This window comes from Demequina subtropica (assembly GCF_000971235.1).
Classification (GTDB): Bacteria; Actinomycetota; Actinomycetes; order Actinomycetales; family Demequinaceae; genus Demequina; species Demequina subtropica.
The window spans coordinates 38,457-59,396 of sequence record NZ_BBMB01000006.1 but is presented as its reverse complement, the minus strand read 5'-3'; the positions used below and the strand labels follow the sequence as shown (position 1 = coordinate 59,396).

The 20,940-nt window shown below is 73.6% G+C and carries 20 protein-coding genes; 9 read left to right on the top strand and 11 right to left on the bottom strand.

What is annotated here, in order from left to right:
* Positions 1-95: 95 nt before the first annotated feature.
* Positions 96-593 (bottom strand): hypothetical protein, encoded by a 498-nt coding sequence (locus AOM06_RS06265; RefSeq protein WP_062303900.1) that lies wholly within the window; start codon positions 591-593, stop codon positions 96-98.
* A 253-nt stretch (positions 594-846) separates the two neighbouring features.
* Between AOM06_RS06265 and AOM06_RS06260 the strand changes: the two genes are divergently transcribed.
* Complete coding sequence (locus AOM06_RS06260; protein ID WP_062303899.1) at positions 847-1,785, top strand: NAD(P)H-binding protein; 939 nt, start codon at positions 847-849, stop codon at positions 1,783-1,785.
* A gap of 67 nt (positions 1,786-1,852) precedes the next feature.
* Positions 1,853-2,470 (top strand): GyrI-like domain-containing protein, encoded by a 618-nt coding sequence (locus AOM06_RS06255; protein WP_062303898.1) that lies wholly within the window; start codon positions 1,853-1,855, stop codon positions 2,468-2,470.
* An 8-nt stretch (positions 2,471-2,478) separates the two neighbouring features.
* Here AOM06_RS06255 and moaA read toward each other — a convergent pair whose 3' ends face one another.
* From moaA to AOM06_RS06215, 8 genes are all read right to left on the bottom strand, one after another.
* Positions 2,479-3,489 (bottom strand): GTP 3',8-cyclase MoaA, encoded by a 1,011-nt coding sequence (moaA, locus tag AOM06_RS06250; protein ID WP_369401398.1) that lies wholly within the window; start codon positions 3,487-3,489, stop codon positions 2,479-2,481.
* Positions 3,486-3,905 (bottom strand): molybdenum cofactor biosynthesis protein MoaE, encoded by a 420-nt coding sequence (locus AOM06_RS06245; protein ID WP_062303896.1) that lies wholly within the window; start codon positions 3,903-3,905, stop codon positions 3,486-3,488. The genes moaA and AOM06_RS06245 overlap by 4 nt, the downstream gene beginning before the upstream one ends.
* Complete coding sequence (locus AOM06_RS06240) at positions 3,905-4,402, bottom strand: MogA/MoaB family molybdenum cofactor biosynthesis protein (protein WP_062303895.1); 498 nt, start codon at positions 4,400-4,402, stop codon at positions 3,905-3,907. Before AOM06_RS06240 ends, AOM06_RS06245 begins: the two co-directional genes overlap by 1 nt.
* Before the next feature lie 81 nt (positions 4,403-4,483).
* Positions 4,484-5,506 (bottom strand): ABC transporter ATP-binding protein, encoded by a 1,023-nt coding sequence (locus AOM06_RS06235; protein WP_062303894.1) that lies wholly within the window; start codon positions 5,504-5,506, stop codon positions 4,484-4,486.
* Positions 5,503-6,282: an ABC transporter permease gene (locus AOM06_RS06230; protein WP_062303893.1), complete on the bottom strand. Its 780-nt coding sequence runs from the start codon at positions 6,280-6,282 to the stop codon at positions 5,503-5,505. The genes AOM06_RS06235 and AOM06_RS06230 overlap by 4 nt, the downstream gene beginning before the upstream one ends.
* Entirely contained in the window at positions 6,279-7,022 is a 744-nt protein-coding gene (modA, locus tag AOM06_RS06225) for a molybdate ABC transporter substrate-binding protein (protein WP_062303892.1), read from the bottom strand. Before modA ends, AOM06_RS06230 begins: the two co-directional genes overlap by 4 nt.
* The gene (locus AOM06_RS06220) at positions 7,019-7,420 is read right to left on the bottom strand and encodes a TOBE domain-containing protein (protein WP_062303891.1); all 402 of its coding nucleotides are present in this window, start codon (positions 7,418-7,420) and stop codon (positions 7,019-7,021) included. The genes modA and AOM06_RS06220 overlap by 4 nt, the downstream gene beginning before the upstream one ends.
* Before the next feature lie 40 nt (positions 7,421-7,460).
* Positions 7,461-7,994 (bottom strand): PH domain-containing protein, encoded by a 534-nt coding sequence (locus AOM06_RS06215; protein ID WP_062303890.1) that lies wholly within the window; start codon positions 7,992-7,994, stop codon positions 7,461-7,463.
* 102 nt (positions 7,995-8,096) lie between these two features.
* Between AOM06_RS06215 and AOM06_RS06210 the strand changes: the two genes are divergently transcribed.
* Genes AOM06_RS06210 through AOM06_RS06200 form a run of 3 tightly spaced genes read left to right on the top strand, consistent with a single transcriptional unit; the run spans position 8,097 to position 11,451 of the window.
* A complete protein-coding gene (locus AOM06_RS06210; RefSeq protein WP_062303889.1) occupies positions 8,097-9,701 on the top strand; it encodes a circularly permuted type 2 ATP-grasp protein in 1,605 nt (534 codons plus the stop codon).
* Positions 9,695-10,618 carry an alpha-E domain-containing protein gene (locus AOM06_RS06205; protein ID WP_062303888.1) on the top strand — a complete coding sequence of 308 codons (924 nt, stop codon included), beginning with the start codon at positions 9,695-9,697 and terminating at the stop codon, positions 10,616-10,618. The genes AOM06_RS06210 and AOM06_RS06205 overlap by 7 nt, the downstream gene beginning before the upstream one ends.
* Positions 10,615-11,451 carry a transglutaminase family protein gene (locus AOM06_RS06200; protein WP_062303887.1) on the top strand — a complete coding sequence of 279 codons (837 nt, stop codon included), beginning with the start codon at positions 10,615-10,617 and terminating at the stop codon, positions 11,449-11,451. Before AOM06_RS06205 ends, AOM06_RS06200 begins: the two co-directional genes overlap by 4 nt.
* A 2-nt stretch (positions 11,452-11,453) precedes the next feature.
* Here AOM06_RS06200 and AOM06_RS06195 read toward each other — a convergent pair whose 3' ends face one another.
* Together AOM06_RS06195 and AOM06_RS06190 are read right to left on the bottom strand one after the other, a co-directional pair.
* Entirely contained in the window at positions 11,454-13,304 is a 1,851-nt protein-coding gene (locus AOM06_RS06195) for a D-alanyl-D-alanine carboxypeptidase family protein (RefSeq protein WP_062303886.1), read from the bottom strand.
* Between the two features lie 72 nt (positions 13,305-13,376).
* Positions 13,377-14,162 carry a CAP domain-containing protein gene (locus AOM06_RS06190; protein ID WP_062303885.1) on the bottom strand — a complete coding sequence of 262 codons (786 nt, stop codon included), beginning with the start codon at positions 14,160-14,162 and terminating at the stop codon, positions 13,377-13,379.
* A gap of 184 nt (positions 14,163-14,346) precedes the next feature.
* On the opposite strand from AOM06_RS06190, the gene leuS reads away from it, so the two are divergent.
* The 4 genes from leuS (at position 14,347) to AOM06_RS06170 (ending at position 20,939) form a co-directional block, all read left to right on the top strand.
* Positions 14,347-16,848: a leucine--tRNA ligase gene (leuS, locus tag AOM06_RS06185; protein WP_062303884.1), complete on the top strand. Its 2,502-nt coding sequence runs from the start codon at positions 14,347-14,349 to the stop codon at positions 16,846-16,848.
* A 34-nt stretch (positions 16,849-16,882) separates the two neighbouring features.
* Complete coding sequence (locus AOM06_RS06180) at positions 16,883-17,731, top strand: DegV family protein (protein ID WP_062303883.1); 849 nt, start codon at positions 16,883-16,885, stop codon at positions 17,729-17,731.
* 116 nt (positions 17,732-17,847) lie between these two features.
* Positions 17,848-18,651, top strand: coding sequence for a ComEA family DNA-binding protein (locus AOM06_RS06175; RefSeq protein ID WP_062303882.1), 804 nt, complete (start codon positions 17,848-17,850; stop codon positions 18,649-18,651).
* Entirely contained in the window at positions 18,648-20,939 is a 2,292-nt protein-coding gene (locus AOM06_RS06170) for a ComEC/Rec2 family competence protein (RefSeq protein WP_062303881.1), read from the top strand. The genes AOM06_RS06175 and AOM06_RS06170 overlap by 4 nt, the downstream gene beginning before the upstream one ends.
* The last annotated feature ends 1 nt before the right edge of the window (position 20,940 follow it).

Below are 20,940 nucleotides of genomic sequence, written 5' to 3'. Positions count from 1 at the left end.
TCGCCGGGCATGGCGAGGGCCCGCTGGGCGCGAGCGCCGTGAGCGGCGCTCCGAGGACCTGCGCCCGAGCGAGCCGGATCCCGCGGATGCGGGGGTCAGTCGAAGTGGACCTTGCCTGCGTAGTCGAGGAAGTACGCGGGGCCGGTCCAGGTGCCGTGGCCGTGGAGGTCGGCGAGGCCGCCTCCGCCATCGATGATCGTCCAGGTACCAGTCCATGTGGCGCCCTCGGCGGGGCCGCAGTTGGTCGAGGTCATCTTGCCCACGAACCTCATGGTCAAGGTGCCGCTCTGGTCCATGACGTCACCGGTGAAGTAGATGTCGCCCTTGACGTTGATGTCGACGACATCCGGAGCCTTCTGGTGGCAGATGAGGGAGAAGGTGTCGTACGACGTCCCCTCGAAAGTGCCCGTGAAGACGGCGTCCTCGGCCGCGGTGATGAACGTGTTGTTCCCCGCGGTCCTGGCCGTGACCGAAGCCGGGTCCACGACGTAGTTCCACTCGCCCTCGGCCGCCTCAGGCGGTCCCGCCAGGGCCGGCGGAGCGCCCATGACCAGGGCGCAGGCCACCAGCGGCAGTGCTAGCAGCTTCTTCATGATCGGTCCTCCTCTGGAAGTGATGGACAGGAGCTGCTTTCCCTGAATCACCCCCTCTCGGTGGGCCGTTTCGCACCGTCAATCCTACGCTCGTGCACCGCTCGGCGGGCGGTGCGCCCACCCCCGAGCGGCCCCCCGAGCGGGCCCCCGACCAGGCGCAGAGCGGGCCCCCGCGCCCCCGGGACCATCGGACCACGCCCCGCAATTGGACAGATGTCAACATCGTGGCCACACGATCAACGGAGGTCATCCCATGGGCAAGCTCGTCATCTGCGGCGTCGACGGCAACTTCGGCGGGTTCGCCGCCGAGGTCCTCCGGGAGCTGGTCCCCGCCGACCGCATCAAGGTCACCGCACCCACGCCCGAGGCCCTCGCCCCCTACGCGGCTGCCGGCATCGAGACCGCCGTCACCAACTTCAACGATCCCGCCGGGCTCGTGGACGCCTTCCAGGGCGCGGACAAGGTCCTCATCATCTCGATGCCGTTCGTCGGCCCCAAGCGGCGTGCCGCGCACCGGAACGCCGTCGACGCGTGCGTCGCCACGAACGTCCGTCAGGTGGTCTACACGTCGCTGGTCAACGCGACCGACCCCGAGAACCCCAGCATCGAGAAGATCGACCACGCCTGGACCGAGGCCTACATCCAGGCCACGGAGCTCGACTACGTCTTCCTGCGCAACTCCCAGTACGCCGAGGCCATGATCACGGCGTACTTCGGCTCGATCCCCATGGGTGCGATGGCGAACAACGCCGGCGACGGCCGCATGGCCTTCATCTCCCGCAAGGACTGCGCGCGCGCCGCCGCGCACGTCCTCGCCAACCCGTACCTCCACCACCTCGCGCTGAACATCAACGGCGCCGAGGCGATGACGATGGAGCAGTTCTGCCGGCACGGCAACGAGGCCACGGGCAACTCGCTGGGCTGGCGCGCCCTCACGGACGACGAGCAGTACGAGGTCTTCGACGCCATGGGCGTGCCTCGCACCACCGACGGGGACTTCCTCGAGGACTCGGAGGCGCCGTTCTCGTCCGAGGGCATGGTGACCTTCGGCGAGGCGATCCGCCTGGGCAAGATGGCCGTGTGCTCGCTGGACTTCACCGCGGTGACGGGCCGGAGCCCCATCACGGTCGCGGAGATGTTCGCGAACGCCGACGAGTACCAGGTGGGCGCTCGCCACTCGGTCGACGCGTAGGTCGCGCCCGCACCCAGACCCGGCACCTCCTGGGCCCGTGCCAGACTCGGTCCCAGGAGGTGCCGCCATGCCCGACAAGGTCGATCTCAAGAAGAAGCTCGACTCCTACCAGGCGAGACGTGGCGAGATCCGCGCGCTCACCGTGGAGCGCGCGCGGTACCTCATGGTCGACGGCCACGGCGACCCCAACACGTCGGGCGCGTTCGCGCTGGCCATCGAGGCGCTGTTCCCCGTCGCCTACAAGGCCAAGTTCGCGTCCAAGCAGGAGCTGGGCCGCGACTACGTCGTGATGCCGCTCGAGGGCCTGTGGTCCGCGGCGGACCACGAGTCCTTCACGACGCGCCGCGACAAGTCCGCGTGGGACTGGACCCTCATGATCCGCCAGCCGGACTGGGTGGACGATGCGCTGGTCGAGCGGGCGATCGCCGCGGCCGGGGCGAAGGGTGCCCCGGCGCGCCTGGCCGACGTGCGCCTGGCGGCCCTCGAGGAGGGCCGCTGCCTCCAGACCCTCCACCTGGGCTCCTTCGACGACGAGGGCCCGCTCCTCGAGCGCATGCATGCGCAGATCGCGGACCAGGGCCTGCGCATGACCGGACGTCACCACGAGATCTACCTCAGCGACTTCCGCAAGGTCGCGCCGGAGAAGCTCCGCACCATCCTGCGCCAGCCTGTCGGGCCGACGTAGCAGGGAGGTCAGCCCCCGATCGCGCTCATGGGCCGAGAGGGCTGAACGAAGGAGGGGTCGTCGATCCCGTGCCCCGGCCGCTTGACCGCGACGCACGCCTGCATCGCCGCGGCCAGCCGTGCATCGTCCGCACCGTCGCGCAGGAGCGAGCGCAGGTCGGACTCGTCATGCGCGAACAGGCAGTTGCGGAACTGACCGTCTGCGGTGAGCCGCACGCGGTCGCAGCGGTCGCAGAACGCGCGCGTCACGGATGCGATGACCCCGACCGTCGCGGAGGTCCCCGCGATGCGGAACAGCGAGGCGGGCGCCGCTCCGTCATGCCCGAGCGGCTCGAGCGCGTACCGCGCGGCGACGGCGCCGAGGATCTCCTCGCCCGTCACCATCTCCTCGCGTCGCCAGGTGTGCCCGCCGTCGAGCGGCATGTGCTCGATGAAGCGCATCTCCAGTCCGCGCTCGACGGCGAAGGACACGAGGTCCGCGATCTCGTCGTCGTTGACCCCGCGCATGATCAACGCGTTGAGCTTCACGGGGGAGAAGCCCACGGCACGCGCGGCCTCGATCCCCGCGAGCGTGTCGGCGAGCCGGTCGCGGCGCGTGAGCTCGAGGAACCGTCCGCGCTGGAGGGTGTCGAGCGAGATGTTCACCCGCGCGAGGCCCGCATCCCGCAGCGGCGCGGCGAGCGCAGGGAGCCTCAGCGCGTTCGTGGTGAGCGAGAGGTCCAGCGGCCCCTCCGGCGTCGTGATCGACGCGAGCGCGGCGACCACCTCGACCACATCGGGCCGGAGCAGCGGCTCGCCACCGGTGAGCCGGACCTCGCGCACGCCGAGCGACACCGCGACGCTCGCGAGCCTCACCAGCTCGTCGGTCGACAGCAGCGTCGAGGAGGCGAGCCACGGCACGCCGTCCGCGGGCATGCAGTACGTGCAGCGCAGCGAGCAGCGGTCGGTGAGCGAGATCCGCAGGTCACGATGCACGCGCCCGTAGCGGTCGACCAGCCCCGGGTTCGCGGCCCCGGTCACGCGATCCCCACCCACGTGTGCGACCCGTCCGCGAGCACCTCGCGCTTCCACACCGGGACCTCCGCCTTGACGCGCTCAACGGCCTCGCGGCACGCCGCGAAGGCCTCGGCACGATGCGCGGAGGCGGCTGCCGCGACGATCGCGGGCTCTCCCACGCCCAGCAGCCCCACGCGGTGCGTGAGCGCGAGCGCCGCGCCGTGGGCTGCCTCGACCTCGGCGACGATGCGCGCGACCACGGCGGCCGCGTCGGGGTGGGCCGAGTACTCGAGCGCCACGACCTCGCCCTCGACCGATGGATCATGGTCGCGCACCAGCCCTACGAAGGTCGCGACGGCGCCGTGCGCGGGGCCGGTCACCGCCGCCACGTGGGCGTCGAGCGAGAGCGGGGCGTCCGAGACCGTGGCGATCGCCGGCATCAGTGGTCGCCCCCGTCGAGCTGCGCGACGGCATGTGCGATCAGCGCGGGCAGCACCGCCAGCGCGGACTCCACCGCGCGGACGGAGCCCGGGAGGTTGATCACCAGCGCCGGAGCGGGGCCCGCCGTGACGCCCGCGCGCCCGCGAGACAGCGCGACCGCCGGCGTGAGGTGGGCGTCGCGCTGACGCAGCAGCTCGGGGATCCCGGGCAGCTCCCGCGCGAGCAGCGGCGCCGTCGCCTCGGGCGTGACGTCGCGCGGCCCGATCCCGGTCCCGCCCGTGGTCACCACCGCCCGTGCGCCCGCGGCCACGGCACCGGCCACGGCGTGGCGGATCTCCTCGACCTCGTCGGGTACCAGGGACCTCATGACGTCGGCCCCGGCAGCCGCGAGGCGGTCCGCGAGCACGGGGCCGGTCGCATCGTCCCGCGCGCCCGCGGCGGAGCGGTCGGAGACGGTGATGACGGCGATGCTCACGCCGGCGAGGACGGGGGACATGCGGTCAGTGTACGAACCCGCTGTTTCGTCGCGGTTGCGTCGCGCTGGCACGTCGGCGGGGCGCGTCGTGAGCGCGCCCTGTCACAGCGCGTAGGCGGGCATGCCGCGCGGCACGCCGCACCAGAGGCGCGTCCCCACGGCGAGCGTGGCGGCGAGGGCCGGGTCGACGTCCGCCGAGACCACCGCGCCGTGGGCCCGCACATGATCGCCCCGGGGCTCGAGGGCGAGGACCTCGTCGATCACCCACGCGTGGGCGCCGGCGCGCGCGGGCGAGTCGAGCGCGACCGGGATCGCCGCCGGGTGGACCGCGATCGCCGCGCGCGAGCCCGCCCCGGGCCCGCCCTCGACCGGCACGCTCGATCCGCCGTCGAGCGCGAGCCTCCCGCCGCGCATCGTGCCCTCGATCAGCACCCGGCCGGCCATCCTCGCCGCGAAGCGCGTGCGCGGCCGCGCCAGCACGTCCGCAGCCGTCCCATGCTCGACCACCCGGCCCGACTCCATCACCGCGACGTCGTCCGCGAGCGTGTGGGCGTCGAGCGCGTCGTGGGTGGTGAGCACGGTGGTGACGTCCGCGAGGAGGGTCCGCAGAAGCGCCCGGATGGACGATGCGGCCTCGACGTCGAGCCCGGCGAAGGGCTCGTCGAGCAGGAGCACGCGCGGCTCGGCGGCGAGCGCTCGTGCGATCGCGACCCGCCGCGCCTGACCGCCCGAGAGCTCCCCCGGACGGCGCTCCGCGAGGTCCTCGCAGCCCACGCGCGCGAGCTGCTCGCGCGCGATCGCGAGGGCGTCGCCGCGCCTCGCCGACCGAGGCCCGAACGCCACGTTGTCGAGCACGCTCATGGGGAACAGCGCATCGTCCTGCGACAGCAGCACGATCCCGCGCCGGCGGGCCGGCACCGCGGTGCGCCGCCGCGGCCCGGCGAGCTCACGCCCGTCGAGCGTGACGCTCGCGCGGTCGGGTCGGGTGACGTCCGCGAGCGCCTCCAGCACGGTCGACTTCCCGGCTCCGTTGGGGCCGAGCACCGCGAGCGTCCGCCCGGCGCCCACGGACACCGTCGCGTCGACGCCGCGCGCGAGGACCGCGACGCGCGCCTCGAGCCTCATCGGACGCCTCGCATGGCCGCGGGCCGGTACGCGATCGCGACCACCGCGACCGCGACCACGAGCAGCACGAGCGACAGGGCCACCGCGGCGTCCGGGTCGGTCTCGCGTGCGAGGTAGATCTCGAGCGGCGCGGTCCGCGTCACCCCGGCGAGCGAGCCGGCGAACGTGAGGGTCGCCCCGAACTCCCCGAGGGCGCGCGCGAACGCGAGCACCGCGCCCGTCGCGAGGGCCGGGCCCAGCGCGGGCAGCGTGATCCTCGCCAGGATCCGCGTGCGCGACGCGCCGAGCGTCGCGGCGATCGCCTCGCGCCTCTCGCCGCGCGCGGCGAGCGCCGACTCGATCGACACGACCATGAAGGGCATGGCCACGAACGTCTGGGCGAGCACCACCGCCGCGGTCGTGTACGCGACCGAGATCCCGGCGTCCTCGAGCGGCGCGCCGATGAGTCCGCGGCGGCCGAACGCGTAGAGCAGCGCGAGGCCGCCGACCACGGGCGGCAGCACGAGCGGGGCGAGCAGGACGGCGCGCAATGCGGCGCGGACGCGGCCGTGCACGGCTCGCAGCGCGAAGCCGAGCGGCACCCCGAGCACGATGACGAGCGCGGTCGAGGCGACCGCGGTGCGCAGGCTCAGCGCGAGCGCCTCGAGGGACTCGGGCGCCGTGATGAGCGTCCACAGCTCGCCCCAGCTCGCGCGCGCCATGAGCCCGACCAGCGGCGCGGCGACCAGGAGGGCCCCGAGCAGCGCGAGCGGCACCAGCCAGCGCGGCCCGCTCACGGTATCCCGAACCCTGCGGCGGCGAGCGCCTCGCGCGCCGCCTCGCCGGACAGGTGGTCGACGAACGCCGTCGCGAGCTCGGGCGTGTCGGAGGAGGCCAATGCGGCGGCGGGGTAGCGGTTGACCACCGCCTCGGCTCCCTCGATCGGCACGGCCTCGACGCCCTCGGACCGGGCGACGTCGGTGACGTAGACGATGCCCGCATCGGCCTGGCCGGACGCGACCTTGCCCAGGACGTCGGTGACGTTCGCCTCCTCCGAGGCGGGCGTGAGCGTCACCCCGGCGAGCGCCGCGAGGCTCGCCGTCGCTGTGCCGCACGGCACCTGCGGGGCGCAGATCACGGAGACGATGCCGGGGTCGGCGAGGTCGGCCAGCGTCGCCACGACCGCGGGGTTGCCCGAGGGCACGGCGATCGTGAGCGTGTTCGTCGCGAAGACCACGGGCGTCCCCGTGACCAGGTCGGCCACCTTGTCCATGGTCGCCTCGTCGGCGGACGCGAACACGTCCGCGGGTGCGCCCTCGAGGATCTGCGCGGCCAGGTCCGACGACCCGGCGTAGGAGGCGATCACGTCGACCCCGGGATGCTCGTCCTCGAAGCTCGCCGCGATGGGCTCGAGCACCTCCGCGAGCGAGGCCGCCGCGAGCACGGTGAGCGTGTCGCCCTCGGCCGCGTCGGCGGCGCACGCGGAGAGGGCCGCGGCGCACGCGACGCCGAGCGCGGCGAGGGCGCGGAGCCTCATGCCCGGGCGCCCGGCGTCTCGACGATGACGGTGGTCGCCTTGACCACCGCGGTGGCCACCGAGCCGGGCTCGAGGCCGAGCTCGCGTGCGGCCTCGGCGCTCATGAGCGACACCACGCGGTGCCTGCCGCACTGGAGGTCCACCTGCGCCATCACCCCGTCGACGAGCACGCGCGTGACGATCCCGGTGAAGCGGTTCCGCGCCGAGCGCGCGACGTCCGTCGGGTCGTCGGGCGCGGACGCGCGCGACGCGTAGGCGGCGACGTCCACGCCGTCGACCACGGTGCGTCCCGCATCGTCCCGGAGGGTGGGGACCTGTTCGGCCTCGATCCAGCGGCGGATGGTGTCGTCGCTCACGCCGACGAGCGCGGCGGCCTCGGAGATACGCAGATGCGGCATGAGGCCGAGGCTAACGCCGCAGATGCGGCGCGACAAGGGATCAGGCGGTGCTGGAGTTGCGGGGCTCGTCGTCGCCGTCGAGCTCGTCGAGGAGCTCGTGGTACAGCAGCGCGTGGACCTTCTCGACGTTCGGGATGTCGTCGAACTCGAGGGGGTCGTCCGACGCCGACTCGATGATGAGCGTGCCCGTGCGGAACATGCGGTCGATCAGGCCGTGCCGGAACTGCACCGTGTTGACGCGCGCGAGCGGGATGTCGATCCCGGACTTGGTGAGCACCCCCGTGCGGAAGATCACGCGCCGGTCCGTGATGACGAAGTGCGTGGTGGACCAGCGGATGAACGGCGCGAGCGAGAGCCAGCCGATGAGCACGGCCGCGACCACGCCGGCGGCGACGCCGATGCTCGTCTCCGCGAGGTCCGCGTACTCGACCGACGCGACCCACCACCACGCGAGGCCGATCACCGCGATCGCGAGGACCGCGGACAGCACGGCGCCGATGAGCGCCTTCCAGTGGGGGCGGGCGTCGACGACGATCTCCTCGTCGGGAGCGAGCAGGTTGCGCGGGTAGGCCATGGCGCGAACGTAGCAGGCGAGGGGCGTGCGCGACAGGGGCGTGATCGCGACCCGACACGTGTCCGTGACCCTTGAGAAACATGCCGTCGCTATGGTGACGTTATGACCGCCGATCAGCACACACCGTGGACCGGCTACCAGCCTGTTCAGGCGTGGGACGAGGCCGTCGATCTCGACGGCAAGGTGCGCGACCCCTACCGGCGCGTGTACTCGGAGATCGACCGCATGTCGGGCGACGACCTCTACTCGAGGGCGGAGGCGCTCGCGTCGACCTACCTCGCACAGGGCGTCACGTTCGACCACGCGGGCGAGGAGCGGCCGTTCCCGCTCGACATCGTCCCGCGCGTGGTGGGCGGCGAGGAATGGGACATCATCTCCCCGGGCGTGGCGCAGCGCGTGCGCACGCTCGAGGCCTTCCTCGCGGACGTGTACGGCTCGCAGCACTGCGTCAACGACGGCCTGGTGCCGCGCCGCCTCATCGCGACCTCGCAGTACTTCTACCGCTCGGCCGCCGGCATCGACCCGGCCAACGGCGTCCGTGCGCATGTGTCGGGCATCGACCTGGTGCGCGATCAGCACGGCATCTGGCGCGTGCTCGAGGACAACGTGCGCGTGCCCTCCGGCGTGAGCTACGTGCTGTCGAACCGTCGCGCGATGTCGCAGATGTTCCCCGACATGTTCGGCGCGATGGGTGTCCGCCCGGTGCTCGAGTACTCGCAGCGCCTCCGCGCCGCCTTGGCACGATGCGCGCCTGGTGACATCGACGACCCCACCATCGTGGTGCTCACCCCGGGCGTGTTCAACAGCGCGTACTACGAGCACTCGCTGCTCGCGCGCACCATGGGCGTCGAGCTGGTCGAGGGCCGCGACCTCGAGACGCACAACGGTCGCGTCTACATGCGCACCACCGCGGGGCGCCGCCGCGTGGACGTCATCTACCGCCGCGTCGATGACGACTTCCTGGACCCGGTGACCTTCCGCCCCGACTCCGCGCTGGGCGCGCCCGGGCTGGTCCACGCGGCCCGCCTGGGCAACGTGACCATCGCGAACGCGATCGGCAACGGCGTGGCGGACGACAAGCTCATCTACACGTACATGCCCGAGCTCACGCGGTACTACCTGGGCGAGGACCCGATCCTTCCCAACGTGGACACCTGGCGGCTCGAGGAGGAGGAGGCCCGCGAGGAGGTCATGGACCGCCTCGACGAGCTCGTGGTGAAGCCTGTCGACGGCGCGGGCGGCAAGGGCGTCATCATCGGCCCCAAGGCCTCGCGCTCCGAGCTCGACGAGGCCCGCGCCCGCATCCTCGAGGACCCCCGCGGGTGGATCGCGCAGCCCGTCATCCAGCTGAGCACGGTGCCGACGCTCACCGACGACGGCCTCGAGCCGCGCCACGTCGACCTCCGTCCGTTCGCCATCAACGACGGCGACGACGTCTGGGTGCTGCCGGGCGGCCTCACACGCGTCGCGCTCGCGCGCGGCCAGCTCATCGTCAACTCCTCCCAGGGCGGCGGGTCCAAGGACACGTGGGTGCTCGGCGGAGAACGTCAGCGCGGACGCGCCGCCCCGCCACCCGAGTCACGCGTCGAACTCGGCGGCATCGCCGCGGTGCCGCAGGCCGCCCACCCCGACGACATCGAGCACGGCCAGCAGCAGCAGCAACAGCAGCAGCAGGGCGAGCCGAGGCAGGGGGACGGGTCATGCTGAGCCGCATCGCGGAGTCCCTCTTCTGGATCGGCCGCTACGTCGAGCGCGCGGACAACACCGCGCGCCTGCTCGACGTGCACCTCAACGTGCTGCTCGAGGACCCGTGGGTCGACGAGCCGAGCGCGAACGGCTCGCTGCTGTCCGTGATGAACTGCGGGTTCGAGGCTCCGGTCTCGCGGCGTGACGTGCTCCAGACCCTCGCGTTCGACCCCGAGCTGTCGTCGTCGATCGCGTGGACGCTCGGAGCGGCGCGCGAGAACGCGCGCCGCGCCCGCGAGGTGATCTCCACCGAGGTGTGGGAGTCGCTCAACATGACGCGCAACCAGCTCCCGCGCTGGACCTCCGCGGCGCGGCCGCACGAGTTCTTCGTGTGGGTGCGCGAGCGGGCGGCCGTGGTGTGGGGCCTGCACTCGGCCACAACCTCGCGCGACGATGCGTGGCACTTCATGGAGCTGGGGCGCTCGCTCGAGCGCGCCGACATGATCGCGCGCCTGCTCATGACGCGTCACTTCGAGGGGACCACGGGCCCGAACTGGACCACGCTGCTGCGCTCGTGCAGCGCCCACGAGGCGTACCTGCGCACCGTCCGCGCGCTCGTGACCGAGGAGAGGGCGGCGGAGTTCCTCCTGGTGGACCGCCTGTTCCCGCGCTCGATCGCGTACAACCTCCAGAAGGCCGAGGACACTCTCGGCCGCATCGAGGGCGCCTCGAACTCGCGCGCGCTCTCGGACCGCGCGCGGCTCGCGCTGGGCCGCGCCCGCACCAACCTCGAGTACCGCGATGTGAGGGACGTCCTCGACGACCTCCCGGGCCAGATGCGCGAGGTGCAGGGCGCCTGCGCGACCGCCTCGGACCTCATCCGTGACCGCTACTTCCTGCCGGCCTCGACCGTGCTGTGGAACCAGGAGGCGCTGTGAGCACCCTGCGCGTCGAGCATCGGACCACGTTCAGCTACGCGAGCCCGATCGTGTCCTCCTACAACGAGGCGCGCCTCACGCCCGCGTGGCTGCCGCGCCAGCGCGTGCTCGAGTCCCGCGTCGAGGTCTCGCCGGTGACGTGGCGGTCGACGTACCGCGACTACTGGGAGGCGACCGTCAACGTCTTCGAGGTGCTCCAGCCGCACGAGGAGCTCACCGTGGTGGGCTCGAGCCTCGTCGAGGTCGCGAGCGTGGCTGCGCGCGAGGAGCGCGCGACGTGGGACACCCTCACGGGCCCGCGCTTCCAGGACCTCCTGAGCGAGTACCTGGGCCTGAGCGAGGTCACCGAGCCCACCGAGGAGCTCGCCGCATTCGCGCGCGAGGCCGCCGGGCGGGAGCAGCCGGACGCCGCCGCCCGCGCGATCTGCGATCACCTCCACGACCAGATGAAGTACGTGCCCGGAGCCACCACGGTCCATACCCCGGCGCGCGACGCGTGGGAGGCCAGGTCCGGCGTGTGCCAGGACTTCGCGCACCTCGCGATCGGCGCGCTGCGCACCGTCGGGATCCCCGCTCGGTACGTCTCGGGCTACCTCCACCCCAAGCGCGATGCCGAGATCGGCGAGACCGTCTCCGGCGAGTCGCATGCGTGGGTCGAGTGGTGGACGGGCGACTGGTTCGGCTTCGATCCCACGAACGACCGTGAGGTGGGCGACCACCACGTGATCGTCGCGCGTGCGAGGGAGTACACGGATGTGCCGCCGCTCACCGGCGTGGTCGCGGGATCGACGACGGCGCTGGACGTGACGGTCAAGGTCACGCAGGTCGAGTAGCGCTACGCGCCGGCCGGGTCCTCGGCGGCTTGCTCGGCGTCCCCGGCCACGTGCTCGAGGTGCCAGGGCTCGGGCTTCGCGCCGCCGGGGCCCGCCCACGCAGGGAGGTGCCATCCGTAGGCGGGCGCCTGCGAGACGAGCCACGTGTAGGCGGCCCCGCCGTAGCCGCCCGGCAGCCCGGACTCGTCGAGGTCGATCGCCTCGCCCCAGCCGTGGTTCGACGTCCCAGGGGTCGCCGCCAACCATCCCTTGCTCGCGCGGGCCGCGTACTGACCTGCGAGATCGCGGTACCCCGAGCCCACCGGGACGTGGATGCCGAACCGCTCGTGGAAGGCCGCGTCGAGACGCTCGAGGTCGGCGGCCGCGCCGCACTCGAGCAGCGCCGCGCCGTTCCAGGGCAGCGCGCACAGCGCCGAGGCCGGGATCGCGCCGTTCGCGTAGACGCCGGAGAGCGCCGCGACCGTGGTGCCCGCGGTCGAGAGATCCGGCGCGACGGACGTGTCCCGCGCGAGGTAGTCGAGCGAGGCCCACAGCGGGCCGTCGTCGTCGAGGACCTGCACCCAGCCGTCGCCCGTCACCGCGCCCGTGGTCTCGAGCTCGTCGTCCTGCGACGCCCACGCGACCACCTCGGCCTCGAGCGACGGGCCCGCACGCAGGTTGAGGGTGGCCGCGCCGTCGACCACCACCGTCACCGGGGTGACGAGCCGCATGCGGTCGCCCGGTGCGGTGGACGTCACGCCCGCCTCGACCGCGAGGTGGAGCATCGCCGCCACCGCGCCCTTGGTGAGGGGCTCGTCGGCCCGGAACTCGCGGCCCTCGTCGCCCTCCCAGCCGATCGCCGCGACGCGGCTCGCGAGCCAGGCCGCAGCATCGTCCAGGGTGGTGCCCGCCTCGAGGTCGACGTACGGGTCGGAGTGGCGCGCGGCAGGCAGGCCGGCATAGCGGTGGAGCATGAGCGCCGCGGTGCCGCGCGTGAGCAGCGCGTCCGGATGGAACTCGCGGGTGCCGCCCTCGGTGAAGCCCGCGGCGATTCCCCGGGCCCCGACCCACGCGATCTGCGCCGCGTACTCCGTGTCCTCGGGCTGGGCGTCGGCGAAGACGCTCACCGCGGGCACCTCGTCTGCGGGGGAGCCGGCGAGCCGGTAGAGGTACGCCGCGAACTCGCCTCGCGTGAGGGTCGCGTCGGGGGCGAAGGCGACGTCGCCGTCGTCGTCCGGCGTGCCGGCCGCGATGCCCTCGCGCCCGAGCCACACGATGTCCGCCGCGAAGGCCGTGTAGTCCGCGGCGCCCAGGGTGCCCGAGACGTCGGAGAAGCGCGTCGGATCGAGCGGCGCGGGGCCCGTGGCCATGAGCGCGGCTTCGGTCGGGTCGTACGGCGCGAGCGCGGGCGCCGGGGGAGCCGCGGCCGGTCCCGTACCGGACGATGCGGCGGGCGCCTCGGCGGGTGCGGGCGCGGGTGTCGTCGCGGGGTCCGGCTCCGCGGATGCTCTCGGCTTCGGCGAGGCCTGCGGCGAAGGCTCGGAGGCGGGGGAGGGGTCCGGAGTCGCGGTCGTCGTCGGTGCGGGCTCGGGCTCCGGGGCGATCGTGGGCTCAGGCTCGGTGGTCGCGGCGGGTTCGGGCTCCGCGGTCGGCTCGGGCTCGGCTGCGGGCTCCGGCGCAGCGGCCTCGGCGATCGCCGCGTCCTGAGCGTCCGTCTCCGCGCCGGCGGACTCCTGGGTAGGCGAGGGGGCCGGGGAGGCCTCGGCGGCCGACGCTCCCGTGCCCGTCGTCGTCGCGAGGGCGAGGCCGAGCGCCGCGGTTCCCAGGCCGAGGGTGACGCGGCGAGCGAGACCCTCGGGTCGAGCGGACTCCATCGGCGGCCTCCCTCCGCGGTTGGCGACTCCCTGTCCATGGTGCCACGGGAGGCTGCGGAAGGCTCGGGCGCGTCAGGAGACGCTCACCCGCGCGCCACGGATGGTGGTTTGATAGCCGTCGCGCTGGCCGTAGATCCGCAGCGTGATCGTGTGGCCCTTGTCGGCCTTGGTCACGGTGTAGCGCCGGTCCGTGGCTCCGACGATGCGCACACCGTCGCGGTACCAGCGGTAGAGGTACCGGTCGGGGTTGGGGCTCCAGTCGCCGTGCGCCGCGGTGAGCGTGCGGCCCACCGCCGGGGTGCCGAAGATGCGCCCGCGCGGCGCCTCGGTGAACTTGTACAGCGGAACGGCGGTCGCGCGAGTCGTGTAGCGGCCGAAGTCCTGAGTGGCCCACACGCAGTCGCGCACGGAGTCGTAGGTGATGCCGATGCCGATGTCGGTGTACTTGCCGAGGATATTCGCGCGGTGGCCCGACGACTGAAGCCATGCGCTCATCACGGCGTTCGCGTTGTGCTGGACGCCACCATAGCCGCACGCGTAGCCCACGTTCTCCCCGCTCGCGCGCGCCCCGTCGGGCATCTCGACGCCCACGCGGGGGTTGTGCGCGAGCGAGCGCTTCGAGCGCATCACGCTGCTCCAGTCGACCGCGACGTCTTCGATGACCGGATGCAGGCGGAGCTTCGCGAGTCCCTTGGACGCCCGATACGAGTTGGTGCGGTCGAGCACCGACGTGACGGCGCTGGTCGCGGCGTCTGCGGGTGGGGACGGCACGGCGGTGGTCGCGATGACCGTGACGAGCGCGACGAGGCTCGCGAGGGGGATGAGTCGGCGGGCGGGGACGGGGGTGACGGGTCGCATCGGGGGTCCTCCTGCGGTGCGGCGGGCACGGATTCCCCGCGTAGGGGAGATATCGGCACATTTCTCCCACGGATCAAGCCCCGAGTGGAGAGAACGTGACCCACGTCACATCGGGAACCATGCGCTCGGGAGGCGCCACGCGCGCGCGGACGTGCCCCGCATCGTCCCTCGGTAGAATCCTCGGGTGACCGAGACGTTTGAGACCGAGGCTGCCCGCTACGACTTCCGATCCATCGAGGACCGGTGGCTCCCCGTGTGGGAGGAGCGCCAGCCCTTCCGCTCGGGCCGCGAGGACGATGCGCGCCCCACCAAGTACGTGCTCGACATGTTCCCGTACCCCTCCGGCGACCTGCACATGGGCCACGCCGAGGCGTACGCGCTCGGCGACGTCATCTCGCGCCATTGGGTGCAGAAGGGCTTCAACGTCCTCCACCCGATCGGCTGGGACTCGTTCGGCCTGCCCGCCGAGAACGCCGCGATCAAGCGCGGCGTGGACCCGGCCGGCTGGACCGAGGACAACATCGCGCAGCAGCTCACGTCGATGAAGCGCTACGCGTGCTCGTTCGACTGGGACCGCGTGCTCATGACGCACCGCCCGGACTACTACCGCTGGAACCAGTGGATCTTCACGCGCATGTTCGAGCGCGGCCTCGCGTACCGCAAGCACTCGAACGTCAACTGGTGCCCCAAGGACCAGACGGTGCTGGCGAACGAGCAGGTCGTGGGCGGCCTGTGCGAGCGCTGCGACACCCCGGTCACCAAGAAGAAGCTCAACCAGTGGTACTTCAAGGTCACCGAGTACGCCGATGAGCTGCTCGACGGCCTCGAGACCCTGCGCGGCAGCTGGCCCGACAAGGTCATCGCGATGCAGCGCAACTGGATCGGCCGCTCGAAGGGCGCCGACGTGACCTTCGAGATCGAGGGCCGCGACGAGCCCATCACCATCTACACGACCCGCCCGGACACCCTGCACGGCGCGACCTTCATGGTCGTGGCGGCGGACTCCGACCTGGCCGCCGAGCTCGCGACTGGCGCCGATGAGGCGACCCAGGCCGAGTTCGCGACCTACGTCGAGAAGGTCAAGGGCGAGAACGAGATCGACCGCCTCGCGACCGACCGTCCCAAGACGGGCGTGTTCCTGCAGCGCTACGGCATCAACCCCGTCAACGGCGAGCGCCTGCCCATCTGGGCCTCCGACTACGTGCTCGCGGACTACGGCCACGGCGCGATCATGGCCGTGCCCGCGCACGACCAGCGCGACCTCGACTTCGCCCGCGCGATGGACCTGCCCGTCCGCGTGGTCCTCGACTGCACCGACGAGAACGGGCAGGCCTACGGCGACCCGGCCGAGACCGGCATCGCCGCCGCGGGCGACGGCACGCTCGTCAACTCGGGCTCGCTGAACGGCATGGCGAAGAACGAGGCGATCGCGGCCATCACCGCGGAGCTCTCCGCGGCAGGCACCGGCGACGCGGCGACGAACTACCGCCTGCGCGACTGGCTGATCTCCCGCCAGCGGTACTGGGGCACGCCCATCCCGATCGTCCACTGCGAGGCCTGCGGCGAGGTCCCCGTCCCCGACGACCAGCTGCCCGTCACGCTGCCCGACGCCGAGGGCCTCGATCTGAAGCCCAAGGGCCAGTCGCCCCTCGCGGCGGCGACGGACTGGGTCAACACGACGTGCCCGTCGTGCGGCGGCGCGGCCCTGCGCGACACCGACACCATGGACACCTTCGTGGACTCGTCGTGGTACTTCCTGCGCTACCTCGACCCGGCCAAGACCGACGGCCCGTTCGATGTGCTCGACGCGAAGCGCTGGGCGCCCGTCGACCAGTACGTCGGTGGCGTCACCCACGCGATCCTGCACCTGCTGTACTCGCGCTTCTTCACCAAGGCGCTGCGCGACATGGGGATGCTCGACTTCGACGAGCCGTTCTCCGCGCTGCTCAACCAGGGCATGGTGCAGATGGACGGCTCCGCGATGTCGAAGTCGCGCGGCAACCTGGTGCGCCTGTCGGAGCAGCTCGACGAGTTCGGCGTCGACGCGGTGCGCCTCACCATGGCCTTCGCGGGCCCGCCGGAGGACGACATCGACTGGGCGGACGTCTCGCCCGCCGGCTCGGCCAAGTTTCTCGCCCGCGCGTGGCGCCTGGCCCGCGACGTCACGTCCGAGCCGGGGGTCGACCCGTCCACGGGCGACGCGGCGCTGCGCGCGATCACGCACCGCACGCTGCACGACTCCCAGGAGCTGGTCGAGGGCTTCAAGTTCAACGTGGTGGTCGCCCGCACCATGGAGCTGGTCAACGCGACGCGCAAGGTCATCGACAGCGGCGCCGGCCCGGCCGACCCCGCCGTGCGCGAGGCGGCCGAGGTGGTCTCCATCCTGCTGAGCCTGTTCGCGCCGTACGCGGCCGAGGACATGTGGGCGATGCTCGGGCACGAGGACGTCGCTCTCGCCACCTACCCGGCCGTCGACGAGTCGCTGCTGGTCGAGGACACGGTCACGTGCATCGTCCAGGTCATGGGCAAGGTGCGCGACCGTCTCGAGGTGACCCCCGGCATCGGCCAGGACGAGCTCCGCGAGCTCGCGCTCGCCACCGACGGCGCCAAGCGCGCCATCGGCGACAAGGGCATCCGCACCGTCATCGTGAAGGCGCCGCGCCTGGTCAACATCGTCACGGCGTGACCACCGCGGGGCGAGGCCTCGCTAAGGTGACGCCATGACCGTCGCCGTCATCGCCGACTCCGCGGCATCCCTGCCACCCGCGCTTGCCGCGCGGTGGGGGATCGCCGTGGTCCCGCTCCAGGTGATGGTCGGCGACGAGTCGTGGGCCGAGGGCATCGGCATCGGGCACGATGACGTGGTGGCGCGGCTGCGCGCGGGGGAGGCCCTCACCACGTCGCAGCCCACGCCGGTGGCGTTCGACACGGCGATCTCCGCGGCCGTCGCGGACGGCGCCGAGGGCATCGTCCTGCTGACCCTCGCGGGCACGCTGTCGGGGACGGCGGAGGCGGCGCGCGCCGCCGCGGCGCGCTCGCTCGTCCGCGTCGAGGTGGTCGACACCCGCACCGTCGCGATGGCGATGGGGTTCGCGGCGATCGCCGCGGCCCAGGCCGCGCTCGCGGGCGGCACCGTGGAACGCGTCGCCGACGCGGCGCGCACCGCGGCCGCCACGGCCCGCTGCGTCTTCTCGGTCGAGTCGCTCGACCACCTGCGTCGGGGCGGCAGGATCGGCCCTGCGGTCGCCGCGGTGGGGAAGGTGCTCGGGATCCGGCCCGTGCTCGAGGTGGTCGACGGCGAGGTGATCGTCGCGTCGCGCGTGCGCAGCCTCGCCCGCGCGCGCGCCGCGCTGCACGCCACGGTCGATGAGGCGGTGGCGCGCTGCTCCCGTCCCGCGGTCGCGGTCATGGGAGTCGGGGTGGACGATGCGGCGGTCGCGATGGCTCGCGAGATCGAGTCGCGGCACCCGCAGGTCGCGCCGGTGGTGATCGGCCAGGTGAGCGCGGTGCTCGCCGCGCACGCGGGACCCGGGACGCTCTCCGCGGTCGTCTCCGACCTGCCCGGCTGATCGGCCGGGGCCCGGGCGCCGGGAACCGATGTGCCCGTGCCGTCCGCGGTGTGAGGGGTTCCCCAGGGCGTCGGCTGCGTCGCGTCCCTGCGCGGCCCGAGGCCTAGCGTGCCTGCATGGATCCCTCGCCCGGCACGCGCGCATCGTCGCCCGAGGACGTGCGCGCTTCGTCGCCTGAGGACGTGCGCGCTTCGTCGCCTGAAGACGTGCGCGCATCGTCGCCTGAGGACGTGCGCGCACGATGGTCCGAGGGGGTGCGACGGGCGGCCGCGACCGCCTACGCCGCGAGCCACGGGACCGAGCCGCCCGAGCCCCGTCCGACGCGCTGGCGCCTCGACGCGCGCACCGCAGCCACGGCCGCGGCCGTCCTCGCGCTGCTCGGGGTGCTGGCGTGGTGGGGGCTGCGGGGCGCCGAGGTGACCGCGCTCGTGCCCACGGCGTCGCCGGGCGCGGCGGCGTCCCCGGGAGCCACGCCTGAGGTCGCTGCGACGGCTCCGGCGGAGCCGCTCGCCGTGGTGCACGTCAGCGGTGCCGTGGCGGAGCCCGGCCTCGTCTCGGTGGCCGCGGGCGGCCGCGTGGTCGACGCGGTCGCGGGCGCGGGCGGGCTCGCGCCCGAGGCGGACGAGTCCTCGGTCAACCTTGCGCGGCCCGTGATCGACGGCGAGCACATCATCGTCGCGGCGCTCGGCGAGGACGGGGCGCCGGCGGCGGGCGGCGGCGCGGAGGGCGCACCCGTGAGCCTCAGCTCCGCCGACGCGGCCGCCCTCGAGACGTTGCCCGGAATCGGCCCGGTGCTCGCGGCGCGCATCGTCGCCGACAGGGAGGCCAACGGTCCGTTCCTCACGCTTGACGACCTCGCGCGCGTCTCGGGCGTGGGACCCGCGCTCGTGGCCGGCATCGCCGAGCTGGCCATCCCGTGAGCGACGGGTGGGGCGACCTGCGTCTCGTGCCCACCGCGTGCGCGGTGTGGGCGGTCTCGCTGACGGCGTGGCACGCAGGCGGGAGGGCCGCCGCGTCGGTGGCGTTGGGGTGCTGCGTGGTCGCGGGCGTCGCGATGGCCCGCCGGGTCCGGTGCGGGACCGCGAGGGAGGGCGTGGCGCCCCTCCTCGCGCTCGCCGCGGTCGGTGCGACGGCCGCGGCGCTCAGCACCTCGGCGGCGGTCGAGGCGCGCGCGTGGATCCCTGCGCACGAGGGCCGTGCTCAAGCGATCGCGGGCGGCGTCACCGAGGTCAGGGCCGTCGCATCGGCGTCGTCAGAGCCGCGCGTGGCCGTGCGCATCACGGTCGAGGCGTGGCGCCCGGCGGGCGAGCCGTGGCGGTCCGCGGGCGGCCTCGTGGTGGTGGTGACCGACGCGGACGGCGCACCGGTACGAGGTGCGCACGCGCGTGCGACGGGGGTCGTGGCGCCGGCGGGCCCCGGCAGCGTCGACGCCCTGCTCGCGGGGGAGATGGTCGGCTCCACGCCGCCGACAGGCTGGCGTGCGGCGCTCGAGACGGCGCGCACCCGGTTCCTCGGGATCCTCGACGGCAGGGGAACGGCCGGCGCGGTGGTCGCCGGGATGGTGCTGGGCGACACCTCGCGCATCCCGCAGGAGGTGGTCGGGCAGATGCGCACGGCCGGGCTCGCGCACCTGACGGCGGTCTCCGGCGCCCACTTCGCGATCCTCGCGGCCGCGATCGGGGCCTCGCTGCGGCGGATGCGTGCGGCGCCGCTCGTGGTCGCGGCGGTCACGGTGTCCGCATGCGGCGCGTTCGCCCTCGCGGTCACTGGCGGCGGCTCGGTGCTGCGCGCGCTCGCGATGGCGGGCATCGGGGCGGGCGCGCTCGTCGCCGGTCGGCGGGGACAGCCCATGCCCGCGCTCTCCGCGGCCGTCATCGCCCTCATCCTGCTGCGACCCGAGCTGGCGCGCGACGCGGGCCTCGCCCTGTCCGTGGCCGCCGTGGCCGCGATCACCCAGCTCGCGCCCGCGCTCGCGGCACGCCTGCGACGTCGGGTCGCGGCGCCCCTGGCCGACGCCGCTGCCGTCACGCTGGCCGCGCAGGCGGCCTGCCTGCCCGTGCTGGCCGCGGTCGACGCCTCCGTGGGGCCGTGGGCCGTCGCGGCCAACGCGGCAGCGGCGCCGTTCGCGGTCCCCGTGACGCTGCTCGGCGCGCTCGCGCTGGTGCTCGCCGTCCCCGTGCCGGCGGTCGCCGCGGCGCTGGCGTCAGCCGCCGCCTGGTGCGCGTGGCCCGTGGTGGTCGCGGCGCGCGCCTTCTCGCTCGTCCCGGGCGGAGGCTGGCCGTCCGCGACGGGGGTGCGCGGCATCGTGCTCGGCGCGCTGGCGTGCGCGGCCCTGGTGTGGACCGCGCGCTCGACCCGCGGCAGGCGGGCGGCGGCGGTCCTCGCTCTCGTCGCGACCGCGGCGGCGCATGCGCCCGCGCGGTGGCTCCCCGAGCGGCTCGGCGGCGCGATCGGAGGGTGGACGGTGGTGGCCTGCGATGTGGGGCAGGGCGACGCGCTCGTGGTGCACGGTGGCGGCGCCGTGGTGATGGTCGACGTGGGGTCCGTCGGCGACGCGGCCGCGACGTGCCTCGACCGGATCGGGGTGTCGCGCGTCGACCTGCTGATCCTCACGCATGAGCACGCGGACCACACGGGCGGGCTCGGGGCGGTACTCGACGCCGTCGAGGTGACGCGCGCGTGGCCCCCGCCGAGCCCCTCGGTCGCCACGCGGGCCGCGCTCGCCGACGTGCCTGGAGACGAGCCTGCCGCCGGGCTCGCCTGGGCGCAAGGTTCGGTGACGGTCGAGGCGCTGCAGTCGGGGCCGCCGCCGCGAGGGAGGGACGGCACCGAGGTCAACGACTCGTCGACCGTGGTGCGGATCGCGGCGGACGGGCTCGTGACGGTGGCGCTCGGGGACGTCGAGCGGGACGCGCAGCACAGGCTCGTGCGCACCGCGACGTTCGCGGGCGTCGACGTGGTGAAGGCCGCGCACCACGGCTCAGCCACGCAGGATCCGGCGCTCGTCCGGGCGATCGCGGCGCCGGTCGTGCTCGTGTCGGTGGGGGAGGGCAACGACTACGGCCATCCCTCGCCGGAGGCGCTCGCGCTCTACGGTGAGAACGGCGCCGTGGTCCTGCGGACGGATCTGTGCGGCGACGTGGTGCTCGGCGAGCGCGACGGCGCGCCCGTGCTGGTCAGGAGCTGTCGGGACCCCGTGGCACGCTAGT